This window comes from Paraburkholderia sp. OAS925, assembly GCF_040543975.1.
Taxonomy (GTDB): domain Bacteria; phylum Pseudomonadota; class Gammaproteobacteria; order Burkholderiales; family Burkholderiaceae; genus Paraburkholderia; species Paraburkholderia graminis.
This window is the reverse complement of the sequence record NZ_JBEUNO010000001.1, coordinates 758,058-771,056: the sequence shown is the minus strand read 5'-3', so window position 1 is coordinate 771,056 and position 12,999 is coordinate 758,058. Positions and strand designations below refer to the sequence as shown.

Annotated in this window: 12 protein-coding genes, 1 tRNA gene and 1 pseudogene; 12 read left to right on the top strand and 2 right to left on the bottom strand. The window is 62.7% G+C overall.

All coding sequences use genetic code 11. The features are described from left to right. Positions 1 to 232 precede the first annotated feature (232 nt). The 4 genes from ABIE53_RS03460 (at position 233) to ABIE53_RS03445 (ending at position 3,530) form a co-directional block, all read left to right on the top strand. A complete protein-coding gene (locus ABIE53_RS03460; RefSeq protein ID WP_006048028.1) occupies positions 233 to 748 on the top strand; it encodes a PTS sugar transporter subunit IIA in 516 nt (171 codons plus the stop codon). A gap of 139 nt (positions 749 to 887) precedes the next feature. Continuing rightward, complete coding sequence (hprK, locus tag ABIE53_RS03455; protein ID WP_006048029.1) at positions 888 to 1,856, top strand: HPr(Ser) kinase/phosphatase; 969 nt, start codon at positions 888 to 890, stop codon at positions 1,854 to 1,856. Between the two features lie 105 nt (positions 1,857 to 1,961). After that, positions 1,962 to 2,855 (top strand): RNase adapter RapZ, encoded by an 894-nt coding sequence (gene rapZ / locus ABIE53_RS03450; protein ID WP_006048030.1) that lies wholly within the window; start codon positions 1,962 to 1,964, stop codon positions 2,853 to 2,855. A gap of 39 nt (positions 2,856 to 2,894) precedes the next feature. Continuing rightward, positions 2,895 to 3,530, top strand: a complete 636-nt coding sequence (locus ABIE53_RS03445; protein WP_006048031.1) for an LON peptidase substrate-binding domain-containing protein — start codon at positions 2,895 to 2,897, stop codon at positions 3,528 to 3,530. Between the two features lie 30 nt (positions 3,531 to 3,560). On the opposite strand, the gene mutY is transcribed toward ABIE53_RS03445, so the two are convergent. Beyond that, entirely contained in the window at positions 3,561 to 4,709 is a 1,149-nt protein-coding gene (gene mutY, locus ABIE53_RS03440) for an A/G-specific adenine glycosylase (protein WP_181324950.1), read from the bottom strand. 6 nt (positions 4,710 to 4,715) lie between these two features. Beyond that, on the bottom strand, positions 4,716 to 5,546 hold the full coding sequence (mutM, locus tag ABIE53_RS03435) for a bifunctional DNA-formamidopyrimidine glycosylase/DNA-(apurinic or apyrimidinic site) lyase (RefSeq protein ID WP_006048033.1): 831 nt from the start codon (positions 5,544 to 5,546) through the stop codon (positions 4,716 to 4,718). An 87-nt stretch (positions 5,547 to 5,633) separates the two neighbouring features. Here mutM and ABIE53_RS03430 point away from each other — a divergent pair, with 87 nt between their 5' ends. The 8 genes and pseudogenes from ABIE53_RS03430 to hisC all read left to right on the top strand — a co-directional run bounded on the left by ABIE53_RS03430 (position 5,634) and on the right by hisC (position 12,986). Next, positions 5,634 to 7,475, top strand: a complete 1,842-nt coding sequence (locus tag ABIE53_RS03430) for a tetratricopeptide repeat protein (protein ID WP_192700006.1) — start codon at positions 5,634 to 5,636, stop codon at positions 7,473 to 7,475. Beyond that, positions 7,475 to 8,108, top strand: a pseudogene (gene lolB / locus ABIE53_RS03425) (lipoprotein insertase outer membrane protein LolB). The gene ABIE53_RS03430 and the pseudogene lolB overlap by 1 nt, the downstream one beginning before the upstream one ends. Before the next feature lie 92 nt (positions 8,109 to 8,200). Next, complete coding sequence (gene ispE, locus ABIE53_RS03420; RefSeq protein WP_114155765.1) at positions 8,201 to 9,082, top strand: 4-(cytidine 5'-diphospho)-2-C-methyl-D-erythritol kinase; 882 nt, start codon at positions 8,201 to 8,203, stop codon at positions 9,080 to 9,082. A 52-nt stretch (positions 9,083 to 9,134) separates the two neighbouring features. Beyond that, positions 9,135 to 9,211, top strand: a tRNA-Gln gene (locus ABIE53_RS03415). Between the two features lie 46 nt (positions 9,212 to 9,257). Next, positions 9,258 to 10,214, top strand: coding sequence for a ribose-phosphate pyrophosphokinase (locus tag ABIE53_RS03410; RefSeq protein ID WP_006048037.1), 957 nt, complete (start codon positions 9,258 to 9,260; stop codon positions 10,212 to 10,214). 163 nt (positions 10,215 to 10,377) lie between these two features. Beyond that, complete coding sequence (locus ABIE53_RS03405; RefSeq protein WP_006048038.1) at positions 10,378 to 10,995, top strand: 50S ribosomal protein L25/general stress protein Ctc; 618 nt, start codon at positions 10,378 to 10,380, stop codon at positions 10,993 to 10,995. Positions 10,996 to 11,145: 150 nt separating this feature from the next. Next, entirely contained in the window at positions 11,146 to 11,748 is a 603-nt protein-coding gene (pth, locus tag ABIE53_RS03400) for an aminoacyl-tRNA hydrolase (protein WP_053857477.1), read from the top strand. A 158-nt stretch (positions 11,749 to 11,906) separates the two neighbouring features. Further along, positions 11,907 to 12,986: a histidinol-phosphate transaminase gene (gene hisC / locus ABIE53_RS03395; RefSeq protein WP_107710494.1), complete on the top strand. Its 1,080-nt coding sequence runs from the start codon at positions 11,907 to 11,909 to the stop codon at positions 12,984 to 12,986. The last annotated feature ends 13 nt before the right edge of the window (positions 12,987 to 12,999 follow it).

Genomic DNA, 12,999 nt, shown 5'->3' with positions numbered 1-12,999 from the left:
GTTGGGGCTTTGGTTGCGTTGTTCGTTGGGTTTTTCATTGCGTTTTTCGTTTGCACCCACGCCGGCCAATCCGAAGAAAGAACCTATTGCGCATTGATGGCGCGCCGCACCATACGCTGCTACCCTGTTCTATAATGTTCCGGTTACCATCGGGGTCTAGCTCGCATGCAGGCGGTGTGCCGGAGTCCTGTGCTTTCGGACTCCAACGTACGTCGCCGTGAGCATCAAACGAATGGAACACCAATCAATCGCCCCAGCGAGGAGAACCCAGGCCACGTTTTCGCCTGTCAACATGAATCGTTTAGCCAAATTTCTTCCCCTCGAGAACGTCGTCGTCGGACTATCGGTCACCAGCAAAAAGCGCGTGTTCGAGCAAGCGGGCCTCATCTTCGAGAACCAGAACGGCATCGCCCGCAGCACGGTCACAGACAATCTGTTTGCGCGCGAGCGCCTCGGATCGACGGGGCTCGGCGAAGGCGTCGCGATTCCGCACGGCCGGATCAAAGGACTCAAGCAGCCGCTCGCCGCGTTTGTCCGCCTGGCCGAGGCCATTCCTTTCGAGTCGCCCGACGGTCAGCCGGTCTCTCTGCTCATCTTCCTGCTCGTGCCCGAACAGGCCACGCAGCAGCACCTCGAAATTCTTTCGGAAATCGCGCAACTGCTGTCCGACCGCGAGGCCCGCGAGCGCCTGCACACGGAAGAAGACCGCGAATCATTGCATCGTCTGCTCACTCAGTGGCAACCTTGATGCAGCGGCGGTCATCCGCACGCCGCCTATCCGCACGCCCAACCGCCCGCGTGCGGATATCGCCAGGCCCGGCTCACGGCGCGCGTTAGCGCGGCCCGCGCTGTGCCCGGCAAGCGGCCAACACTGGAGTCACTGACTCATGGACACGTCCAGCATCAACGCCCAGAGCATTTTCGACGATAACGCCGCCACGCTGAAACTGAGCTGGCTGACAGGGCATGAAGGCTGGGAACGCGGCTTTTCTTCGGAATCGGTCGCGAATGCCACGTCGAGCGCCGACCTCGTCGGCCACTTGAACCTGATCCATCCGAACCGGATCCAGGTGCTCGGCGACGCCGAAATCGACTACTACAAACGCCAGACCGACGAAGACCGCTCGCGCCACATGGCCGAGCTGATCGCGCTGGAACCGCCGTTCCTCGTGGTGGCGGGCGGCGTTGCCGCGCCGCCGGAACTGGTGCTGCGCTGCACGCGCTCGTCCACGCCGCTTTTCACCACGCCGATGTCGGCGGCCGCGGTAATCGACAGCCTGCGCCTTTACATGTCGCGCATTCTTGCGCCGCGCGCCACGTTGCACGGCGTGTTCATGGACATCCTCGGCATGGGCGTGCTGCTCACCGGCGATTCGGGCCTCGGTAAGAGCGAGCTTGGTCTCGAACTGATCAGCCGCGGTCACGGCCTCGTCGCTGACGACGCAGTGGATTTCGTGCGCCTCGGCCCGGACTTCGTCGAAGGACGCTGCCCGCCGCTTTTGCAAAACCTGCTGGAAGTGCGCGGCCTGGGCCTGCTCGACATCAAGACGATTTTCGGCGAAACCGCCGTGCGCCGCAAAATGAAGCTGAAGCTCATCGTGCAACTGGTACGCCGTCCTGACGGCGAGTTCCAGCGGCTGCCGCTGGAAAGCCAAACCGTCGACGTGCTCGGCCTGCCGATCAGCAAGGTGACGATCCAGGTGGCGGCCGGCCGCAACCTCGCGGTGCTGGTCGAAGCGGCCGTGCGCAACACGATCCTGCAACTGCGCGGCATCGACACGTTGCGCGATTTCATGGACCGCCAGCGTCTCGCCATGCAGGACCCGGATAGCCAGTTTCCCGGCAAACTGATTTAAGTCGGCGGGCATGTCGACCCGGTTGACGCCGCAGCCCGCGGCTGTCCGCGGGTACGCGCGAAAGGGCTCAGATGCTATGATGAAACGGACCGATTTCACGACTTCATGCGCATAATCCTCATCACCGGCATATCCGGCTCAGGCAAATCCGTCGCGCTAAACGCGCTCGAAGACGCAGGTTATTACTGCGTCGACAATCTGCCGCCGCGCTTTCTGCCCGAGCTCGCCTCTTACCTTGCCGAAGACGGACACGACCGCCTCGCGGTCGCGATCGACGCGCGTTCGAGCGCATCGCTCGACGACATGCCCGCCATGATCCGCGATCTGTCGCGCGCTCACGACGTGCGCGTGCTGTTCCTCAACGCGAGCACGCAGTCGCTGATTCAGCGCTTTTCCGAAACGCGCCGCCGCCACCCGCTGTCGGGCTCCACCGCGCATGATGCCGACGTCGGTTTGCTGACGTCGCTCGCCGAAGCGATCGAACGCGAGCGTGAACTTGTCGCGGGCCTTGCCGAGTTCGGCCATCAGATCGACACGAGCAATCTGCGCGCGAACGTGCTGCGGCAATGGGTGAAGCGCTTTATCGAACAGGAGCATGCGGGACTCGTGCTGATGTTCGAGTCGTTCGGCTTCAAACGCGGCGTGCCGCTCGACGCCGATCTGGTGTTCGACGTCCGCACGCTGCCGAACCCGTACTACGATCATGAATTGCGCCCGCTCACGGGCCTCGACAAACCGGTGATCGATTTTCTGGACGCGCTGCCGGTCGTGCATGAAATGATCGACGACATTGAGAAGTTTCTCGCTAAATGGCTCCCGCATTTCCGCGACGACAACCGTAGTTATCTGACAGTCGCGATTGGTTGCACGGGTGGCCAGCACCGCTCGGTGTTCATTGCCGAGACGCTCGCCGCGCGTCTCGCCAATGCAGCGAATGTAATCGTGCGGCACCGCGACGCACCGGTCGACGCCGGCGCGTCTTCGAAGTTAGTGGCTTAACCGGCCGCATCGCGCGGCCTTAACTCGAAGCGTTGCGCCATGTCCTCTACTTCCACTGTGCTCGCCGATGTGCCGCTGTTCCCGTTGCACACGGTTCTGTTTCCCGGCGGAATTCTGCCGCTGAAAATTTTCGAAGCGCGCTACCTCGACATGGCGCGCGACTGTCTGCGCGAAAAGACGCCGTTCGGCGTGTGTCTGCTGAAAAGCGGCGCCGAAGTCGCGCGGGAAAATGAGCCTTCAGTACCCGAATCAATTGGCTGTCTCGCCGAAATCGACGAATGCGACGTCGAAGCGTTCGGCATGCTGCTGATCCGCGCACGCGGCACGCGGCGCTTCCGGCTGCTGTCGCATCGCGTGGAAAGCAGCGGTTTGCTGGTCGGCATGGCCGAGCCGCTCGGGGAAGACGAGCCGCTCGAAGGCAATCAGCAGTTGGCAAAATTCGGCGCGTGCGCGGAGGTGCTCGAACGGATTATCGCGACAATCCGCGAGCGCGATCCGGAAAGCTTGCCGTTTGCCGAGCCGTTCCGACTCGAGGACCCGTCGTGGGTATCGAACCGTCTCGCCGAAGTACTGCCGATCGCGCTGCGTGCGCGCCAGAAACTGATGGAGATGCAGGACGCCGGCGCGCGCATCGAAGTGGTTCATCGCTATATGCAGCAGCATCAACTGCTCTAGCTATTACTGAAGACACGCCGACGCGATTCGTCAGATCAGCGAACCTTGCAGACCATCCAGCAGTTTCCGCACGGGCGCGGGCACGCCGAACGAATCGAGATCGCTTAATGCGACCCAGGCGGTGTCCGCATCGCCCAACGCGGCGAGCGCGCCGACGCCTCGCTCCAGTTCCGCGAGCCGCGGCTCAATGTCCAGCTTGAAGTGCGTGAAAACGTGCGTGAGCGGTGCAAGCGGCGCAAGCGATGAAACACCGGCGCCGCCGCCGAACTCGCGCGCACGAGTCGCGAGCGCGGCTTCGTCAGCCGCTTCCGGCAAGCTCCACAAACCGCCCCAGATACCCGAGGGCGGACGCTTTTCGAGCATCACCGCATTGCCGTCGCGCAGCACGAGCATCCACGTGCGGCGGGTCGGCACGGCTTTCTTCGGACGCGCCGTCGGCAGTTCACGCTGACGCCCCGTTACGTTAGCGACGCAATCGGCGGCGAACGGACAGCGCAAGCAGTCGGGCTTGCCGCGCACGCACAATGTGGCGCCGAGGTCCATCAACCCTTGCGTGTACGCGCTGACTTCGTCGTCCGATGCATTCGACGGCAATAGCGATTCCGCCAGCGTCCACATTGCATTCTCGACCTTCTTCTCGCCCGGAAAACCTTCGACGCCGAACACTCGCGCGAGCACGCGCTTCACGTTGCCGTCGAGAATCGTCGCGCGCGCGCCGAATGCAAACGACGCAATCGCCGCCGCCGTCGAGCGGCCGATGCCCGGCAATTCCGCGAGTTCGTCGACGGAAGCCGGGAACGCGCCGCCATGCTGCTCGACCACCACCTGCGCGCAGCGGTGCAAATTGCGCGCGCGCGTGTAGTAGCCGAGGCCGGCCCACAAGGCCATCACGTCATCGACGGGCGCGGCGGCCAGTGCGGCGACATCCGGAAAACGCGCGAGAAATTTCGCGTAGTACGGAATCACCGTCGACACCTGCGTCTGCTGCAACATGATTTCCGACAGCCAGATCCGATACGCATCGCGCGTGTTCTGCCACGGCAGGTCATGGCGGCCATGCTTGCGCTGCCACGCGACCAGCCGCGAGGAAAAATCGGACGTGAGCGAAGAGGCGGATGCTGCGGGCGCGGCCGACGGCGACGAACGCTCGGCGGAGCGCGGAGTTAAGCGGGAGGGCATTGAAATTTAGCGCTGGCAGGTGGGACAAAAGTAAGTGGAGCGCTGACCTTGCACGATCTGTCTGATCGGCGTACCGCACACGCGGCAAGGCTGCCCCGCGCGATCATAAACGAAGTAATCGAGCTGAAAGTAGCCGCTTTCTCCGTTGCTGCCGACAAAATCGCGCAGCGTGCTGCCGCCTTTTTCTATCGCCGCGGCAAGCGTGACGCGCACGGCGTCGGCCAGCAGTCCATAGCGCACGAGCGAAACGCGGCCCGCTGCGGTCGTCGGCCGAATGCCCGCGCGAAAAAGGCTCTCCGATGCATAGATATTTCCCACGCCGACCACGATTTCGCCCGCCAGCAGCGCCTGCTTCACCGAGACCTTGCGCCCGCGCGTGAGCCGGTGCATCAGCGCGCCGGAGAAGGCCGGCGAGAACGGCTCGACGCCGAGGCTCGCGAGCAGCGGATGCCCGAGCACGTCACCGGCTTCACGCGGATGCCATAGCACCGCGCCGAAGCGCCGCGGATCGCGAAAGCGCAAAATGAACTCGTCGAAGATCCAGTCGACGTGGTCGTGCTTCGCCGCGGCCGGCGGATGCGGCACGTGACGCAGCACGCGCAGCGTGCCGGTCATGCCAAGATGCACGATGAACCACCCTGCGTCGGTTTCGAACAGCAGATACTTGCCGCGCCGCTCGACGTTGCGCACCACATGGCCGCGCAAAGTCTTCGCGAGATCCGCCGGAATCGGCCACCGCAGCGCGGGCGTGCGGACATCGACGCGCTCGACCTTGCGGCCGGACACATACGGTTCGATTCCTCGTCGGGTAACCTCTACTTCTGGCAACTCTGGCATGTCTGACTGGTCTGCAACTTGCGTGAGTGGTTGTGCGCGTATTGTAGCGAGCGCGTTACAATCGTCCGAAACATTGAACGGATTTCCATGAACTTGTCCTTCGTGAAGCTGTTTTTGAAGCGCCCGGCTAGCGCATTGCGTGTGCCGCAGGCAGTGTCCGCCCGGCGCGTGCTCGGTACTGCCGCGCTCGCGCTGTGGGCGTTCGCCGCGGCGCCCGCGCACGCGCAGGACCCGTCGCCCGACTCGGACGATACCTCCGTCACGCTGAGCGATCCGCTCGGGCCGCCGTCGGCGGAAGAACAGAAATCGCTGCCGAGCGTGCAGCTGACGAGCCAGATCGTATTCCAGGTACTCGCCGCCGAAGTCGCGTTGCAACGCAATCAGCCGGCGCCCGCGTATCAGACGTACCTCGCGCTCGCGCGTGACACACATGATCCGCGCATGGCGCAGCGCGCCACCGAAATCGCGCTGGCCGCGCAAAGTCCATCGGACGCACTGGCTGCCGCGCAATTGTGGCAGCAGTATGCGCCGAGTTCGGAGCGCGCCGCGCAGCTGGACGCGTCGCTGCTCGTGCTGTCGGGCAAGCCGGACGACGCGCAGCCGCTGCTCGAGCGCGAACTCGCGAAGGTGCCGGCGGACAATCGCGGCAACGCGATCCTCGCGCTGCAGTTGCTGCTCTCGCGCGGACCGAACCGGATCGGCGGCCTGCATGTGTTGCAGGAGATGTTGAAGAACGACATGAACCGGCCGGAAGCGCAACTGGCCGTCGCACGTCAGCAACTGGTCGCGAACGACGCACCCGGCGCGCGCAAGTCGCTCGAACAGGCGCTGGCGCTCAAGCCCGACTATTTGCCGGCCGCGCTGACGCTTTCGCAAATGGGCCCGGAAGAGCGCAAGGAAGGCATCGCGTCGCTCGAAAAATACGTGCAGCAGAATCCGAAGTCGCATGACGCGCGTCTCGCGCTCGCGCAAATGTATCTGGCGAGCGACCGTCTGGACGACGCGCAAAAGCAGTTCGAGATCATGCACAAGGCGAACGCGAACGACCTGACGCCGCTCATGGCGCTCGCGCTCATCAGAATCCAGCAGAAGAGTTTCAACGACGCGCAGGCTTACCTCACGCAATACGCGCAGCAAGCCGAGAAAACGCCCGGCGCCGATCCTGGCCAGGCGTACATCTACCTTGCGCAGTTGTCGCTCGAACAGAAGAACGAAGCGGCTGCCGCCGACTGGCTCGACAAGATTTCGCCGTCCAGCCAGCAGTACTTGCCGGCGCAGATTACGCGCGCGCAACTGCTCGCCAAGCAGGGCAAGCCCGACGACGCGCGCCGGCAACTCGCCAGGCTGCGCCCCGCCGATCCGCGCGATCAGGCGGTGGTCGTGCGCACCGACGCAGCGATTCTGTTCGACGCGAAGCGCTATGGCGAAGCCGAAACGCGCCTGCAGGAAGCCACGGCGGCGTTCCCGGACGACCCCGATCTGACGTATGACTACGCGATGGCCGCCGAAAAGAACGGCCACTTCGACACGATGGAAGCGCAATTGCGCAAGCTGATCCAGACGCAGCCGGACAATCCGCAGGCGTATAACGCGCTCGGCTACTCGCTGGCCGATCGCAATCAGCGTCTCGCGGAAGCCGACAAGCTGGTCGAGAAGGCATCGTCGCTCGCGCCGAACGACGCCTTCATCATGGACAGCGTCGGCTGGGTCAAGTACCGCATGGGCGACACGACAGACGCGATCAAGGTGCTGCGCAAGGCTTACGACATTCAGCCGAACGCCGAAATCGGCGCGCACCTCGGCGAAGTGCTGTGGAAATCCGGCAATCAGGACCAGGCTCGCGCCGCTTTCCGCGAAGCGCGCAAGCTCGAACCGGACAACGAAACGCTCGTCAAAACGCTGCAACGTCTTCAGGTAAACGATCTTTGATGCGTCTTTCCCGTCTTGATACTCACTCCCTTGCGACGCGTCGTGCGGCGCTCGGGCTCGCGGCGGCAGCCCGTCGTCGCACTGGCCGGCTGCGCGTCGGTGAAACCGCAAGGGCCGTCCACGTCGAATGCCGCAACCGCGGTGACCGCGCAAACCAGCCGCGCTTACCAGGGCCGCTTCGCCGTCCAGTACAACGATCAGAATGGCCAGCAGCGCAATGCGTACGGCAATTTCTCGTGGCAGGAAACCGGCGACACCGTCACGCTGCAGTTGCGCAATCCGTTTGGCCAGACGCTCGCAATCGTGACGTCGTCGCCGGCTTCGGCGACGCTCGAACTGCCGAACCGCCAGCCGCTCACCGCGGACAACGTGTCAACGCTGATGCAGAATGCGCTGGGCTTCGCGTTGCCCGTCGAAGGCTTGCGCTACTGGCTGCAGCCTTCGCCCGCGCCGACTTCGCGCGCAAAGACTGAAAAAGACCCGGAGCAACCGTCGCGTTTCAAGGAAATCACCCAGGACGGCTGGACGATCGACTATCTGGCCTACGCCGATGCGCCGGCCACCGGCGTGAAGCGTGTGAATCTGACGCGCTCGGAACCTCCGCTCGACATCAAGCTTGTGCTGGACCAGTAAGAACAACGGCGTGCCTTGCGCGCTGTTGTTTCGCATGCACTTGCCGCTTATTCGGCGCCTGTTTGGCGCATGTAGCCCCGTAGCCCCGACCCATGATCGAAACAACCCACTCGCTGCGCGATTGCCTCGCGCCAGCGAAGCTCAATCTCTTCCTGCACATCACCGGGCGCCGGCCGGACGGCTATCACACGCTGCAAACGGTCTTTCAGCTACTCGACTGGGGCGACACGCTGCATTTCACACTGCGTGACGACGGTCTCGTCACCCGCAGCACCGAAATCGCCGACGTGCCGCCGGAACACGACCTCACCGTGCGCGCAGCCAATCTGTTGAAAGCGCATACGGGCTCGCCGGAAGGCGTCGACATCGAGATCGAAAAGCGTCTGCCGATGGGCGCGGGGCTCGGCGGCGGCAGTTCCGACGCGGCGACCACGCTGCTCGCGCTAAACCGTCTGTGGAAGCTGAAGCTGCCGCGGCTCGAATTGCAGGCGCTGGCACTGAAACTCGGCGCCGACGTGCCGTTCTTCGTCTTCGGAAAAAATGCGTTCGCCCAGGGTGTTGGAGAAACGTTAGACGTTGTACAATTGCCGCCGCGTCATTTCCTGGTAGTGACGCCGAGGGTTCATGTGCCGACTGCAGCGATTTTCTCCGAAAAATCGTTGACAAGAGATTCAAAAGCCCTCACAATTACGGACTTTCCTGCAGAACTTAGCTGCAACACTGAATGGCCAGACAGTTTTGGCCGCAATGACATGCAGCCGGTTGTCGTAGGAAAGTACGCGGAAGTAGCGCAAGTGCTGCGATGGTTTGAAAATATCGCGCCGGCGCGGATGTCCGGATCTGGTGCAAGTGTCTTTGCAGCGTTCCGTAGCAAAGCTGAAGCAGAAGCGGCACAAGCCAAACTGCCGAGCGAATGGAACAGCGCAGTGGCCGCCAGTCTGACGCAGCATCCACTCTTTGCTTTCGCGTCATAGGTTTTGCATCGTCGAACGAAACTCCACGTTCGGCGGGGCTCAAAGTTAGTGTAGGGGAGTCGCCAAGCTGGTTAAGGCACCGGATTTTGATTCCGGCATGCAAAGGTTCGAATCCTTTCTCCCCTGCCAAAAATTCTCGCATTTCCCCTCGCCCCCAGCCTGAAGCAGGTGCACGATGAGCAGCCATGACGGCCTGATGGTTTTTACTGGCAACGCAAATCCCGCGCTTGCACAGGAAGTCGTCAAAATCCTCGGTATTCCCCTCGGCAAAGCAATGGTGAGCCGTTTCTCGGACGGTGAAATCCAGGTCGAGATTCAGGAAAACGTGCGCGGCAAAGACGTCTTTGTTCTGCAGTCCACGTGCGCACCGGCGAACGACAACCTGATGGAACTGATGATCATGGTCGACGCGCTCAAGCGCGCATCGGCCGGCCGGATCACCGCAGCCATCCCCTACTTCGGTTATGCACGCCAGGATCGCCGCCCTCGTTCGGCGCGCGTCGCCATCTCGGCGAAAATCGTGGCGAACATGCTGGAAATCGCGGGCGTCGAGCGGATCATCACAATGGATCTGCACGCCGACCAGATTCAGGGTTTCTTCGACATTCCGGTCGACAACATCTACGCTACGCCCGTGCTGCTCGGCGATCTGCGCAAGCAGAACTACGAGAACCTGCTGGTCGTTTCACCGGACGTCGGCGGCGTGGTGCGTGCCCGGGCTTTGGCGAAGCAGCTCAACTGCGACCTCGCAATCATCGACAAACGCCGCCCGAAGGCGAACGTTGCCGAAGTGATGAACATCATCGGTGAAGTCGAAGGCCGGACCTGCGTGATCATGGACGACATGGTCGACACCGCCGGCACGCTTTGCAAGGCAGCACAGGTTTTGAAGGAACGTGGCGCGAAGCAGGTCTTCGCTTACGCCACGCACCCCGTTCTGTCGGGCGGCGCGGGCGAGCGTATCGCCGCTTCCGCGCTCGACGAACTGGTCGTCACGGACACGATCCCGCTCGGTGAAGAAGCCCGCTCGTGCGCGAAGATCCGTTCGCTGACGAGCGCCGGTCTGCTGGCCGAAACGTTCTCGCGCATCCGCCGCGGCGATTCGGTCATGTCGCTGTTCGCTGAAAGTTAAGTATTTGCGAAGGCGCGGCGTATTGCTACAAGGCAACGCCGCGCTTTTGCACAATCGGCGTGAACGAACGAAGGTTCATGCCGCAGCTCTGGGGCCTCAGCCATAACGGCTTGCGGGCCCCGTTTTTACTGCCTGGTCGCGGGCAGTGCATTGGAGATTCAAGATGAAAGTTGTCGCTTTCGAGCGTTCTTTGCAAGGTACGGGTGCGAGCCGCCGCCTGCGTAACTCGGGCAAGACCCCGGGCATCGTATATGGCGCTGGTGCTGAAACGCAATTGGTCGAACTGGACCACAACGCGCTGTGGCACGCGCTGAAGAAAGAAGTTTTCCACTCGTCGATTCTCGATCTGGAAGTCGGTGGCAAGTCGCAACAGGTTCTGCTGCGCGACGTGCAATACCATCCGTTCCGTCAGCTCGTGCTGCACGTGGACTTCCAGCGTGTCGACGCAACGAAGAAGCTGCACACCAAGGTGCCGCTGCACTTCATGAACCAGGAATCGAACCCGGCAGTCAAGCTGGCGAGCGCGGTGATCTCGCACGTCATCAATGAAATCGAAGTCGAGTGCCTGCCGTCGGCACTGCCCGAATTCATCGAAGTCGATCTGGCGAAGATCGAAGCGGGTCAATCGGTTCACGCGAAAGATATTCCGCTGCCGGCAGGCGTGTCGCTGGTTGCTCACGTCGACGCTGAAAACCCGGTCGTCGCTTCGGCAACGATCCCGGCTGGCGCAGTGTCGGAAAGCGACGCTGCTTCCGCTGAAGGCGAAACGCCGGCTGCTTAAGCGCCGTTCGCGCATTGAGCAAGCAATCCTCTCGATCCGTTTCAATGAAACGGTCGACGTGACCCGCCGAGGTTCGCCCCGGCGGGTTTTTTTTCGGTTTTTTTCGGCTCGGCCGCGCGCTGCTTCCGGGCCAGATGGACCCACGCAATCATGATCAAGCTGATCGTCGGGCTCGGCAATCCGGGCGCCGAATACACCGCGACGCGCCACAACGCAGGTTTCTGGCTGGTCGATCAACTGGCGCGCGACGCAGGCACGACCCTGCGCGACGAGCGGCGCTTCCACGGTTTCTACGCGAAGGCACGGCTTCACGGCGAGGAAGTGCATCTGCTCGAGCCGCAGACTTATATGAACCGCTCGGGTCAGTCGGTCGTCGCGGTGGCGCAGTTCTTCAAGATTCTTCCCGACGAGATTCTCGTCGCGCACGACGAACTCGACATGCCGCCCGGCAGTGTCAAGCTGAAGCTCGGCGGCGGCAGCGGCGGTCATAATGGTTTGAAGGACATCACCGCACATCTGTCGTCGCAGCAGTATTGGCGGCTGCGCATCGGCATCGGCCATCCGCGGGATTTGATTCCTGAAAGCGCGCGCGCCGGCGCGAAGCCGGACGTCGCCAACTATGTGCTGAAACCGCCGCGCCGCGAGGAGCAGGACGCGATCGACGCGGCCATGGAGCGTGGGCTGGCAGTGATGCCGCAGATCATCAAAGGCGAGCTTGAACGCGCGATGATGCAACTGCATCGGAATTCGTAAGCGCAATTCGTAAGCGCTGTTGTTTTGCGCGGGACGGCCCCGCTGCGTTGCGTGCAACCGGCGCGTTCTGCCGGCCGTGCGCTTAACAACACAAGCTGATCATCGCATTGACTTAGAACCCGCCGCGCCAGATCGACCGCTTTGCATCGGAGAACCCTTTGAGCCGCTATTGGAGTGACATCGTTCACCGTCTGACGCCGTATGTGCCGGGCGAACAGCCCGCGCTCGCGCATCCGGTGAAGCTGAATACCAACGAGAATCCCTACCCGCCTTCGCCGCGCGTGCTCGAGGCAATCCGCGAGGAACTGGGCGATGCCGGCGAATCGTTGCGCCGCTACCCGGACCCGACCGCGCTCAAGCTGCGTGAAACCGTGGCTGCGTACCACGGCATCCGCGCCGATCAGGTTTTCGCCGGTAATGGCTCGGATGAGGTGCTCGCGCTCACCTTCCAGGCCTTGCTCAAGCACGACAAGCCGCTGCTGTTTCCTGACATCACGTACAGCTTTTATCCGACTTATGCGCGGCTTTTCGACGTTGACTATCGGACGATTCCGCTCGACGACGCCTTTGCGATCCACGTCGACGACTACGCGGTTCCCAACGGCGGCATCCTGTTTCCGAATCCGAACGCGCCGACGGGACGTCCGCTGCCGCTTGCGGACATCGAGCGCTTGCTCGCAACAAACGCCGATTCGGTCGTGGTGATCGACGAAGCGTATGTGGATTTCGGCGCGGAATCGGCGATCGGGTTGATCGACCGCTATCCGAACCTGCTCGTCGTGCAGACGGTGTCGAAGTCGCGCTCGCTGGCGGGCATGCGCGTCGGCTTCGCGTTTGGCAACGCGGAACTGATCGACGCGCTGAATCGCGTGAAAGACAGCTTCAACTCGTATCCGCTGGACCGCCTCGCGCAAGCCGCGGCCCGCGCGGCGTATCAGGACGAAGCGTGGTTCCGCGACACTTGCGCCAAAGTGATCGCGAGCCGCGAACGGCTGGCTGCGGGCCTGACGGCGCTCGGTTTCGATGTCGTGCCGTCGGCGGCCAATCTGCTGTTTGCGCGCCACCCCGGATACGACGCGGCGGCGCTGGTGTCGCGGCTTCGTGAGAAGGAAATTTTCGTACGCCACTTCAAGGCGCCGAGAATCGATCAGCACCTGCGCATCTCGGTCGGAACCGACGCCGAGTGCGACATGCTGCTCGACGCCTTGCGCGACATTTTCAGCGCCTACGTGAGCTAGTCAGCTAATCAGC

Bases quoted from the DNA above. Each gene is read 5' to 3' on its own strand.
- hprK (WP_006048029.1), top strand. From the start codon at position 888: ATGGACACGTCCAGCATCAACGCCCAGAGCATTTTCGACGATAACGCC.
- mutM (WP_006048033.1), bottom strand. From the start codon at position 5,546: ATGCCAGAGTTGCCAGAAGTAGAGGTTACCCGACGAGGAATCGAACCG.
- rapZ (WP_006048030.1), top strand. From the start codon at position 1,962: ATGCGCATAATCCTCATCACCGGCATATCCGGCTCAGGCAAATCCGTC.
- ABIE53_RS03460 (WP_006048028.1), top strand. From the start codon at position 233: ATGGAACACCAATCAATCGCCCCAGCGAGGAGAACCCAGGCCACGTTT.
- pth (WP_053857477.1), top strand. From the start codon at position 11,146: ATGATCAAGCTGATCGTCGGGCTCGGCAATCCGGGCGCCGAATACACC.
- ABIE53_RS03445 (WP_006048031.1), top strand. From the start codon at position 2,895: ATGTCCTCTACTTCCACTGTGCTCGCCGATGTGCCGCTGTTCCCGTTG.
- ABIE53_RS03410 (WP_006048037.1), top strand. From the start codon at position 9,258: ATGAGCAGCCATGACGGCCTGATGGTTTTTACTGGCAACGCAAATCCC.
- ispE (WP_114155765.1), top strand. From the start codon at position 8,201: ATGATCGAAACAACCCACTCGCTGCGCGATTGCCTCGCGCCAGCGAAG.
- mutY (WP_181324950.1), bottom strand. From the start codon at position 4,709: ATGCCCTCCCGCTTAACTCCGCGCTCCGCCGAGCGTTCGTCGCCGTCG.
- ABIE53_RS03405 (WP_006048038.1), top strand. From the start codon at position 10,378: ATGAAAGTTGTCGCTTTCGAGCGTTCTTTGCAAGGTACGGGTGCGAGC.
- ABIE53_RS03430 (WP_192700006.1), top strand. From the start codon at position 5,634: ATGAACTTGTCCTTCGTGAAGCTGTTTTTGAAGCGCCCGGCTAGCGCA.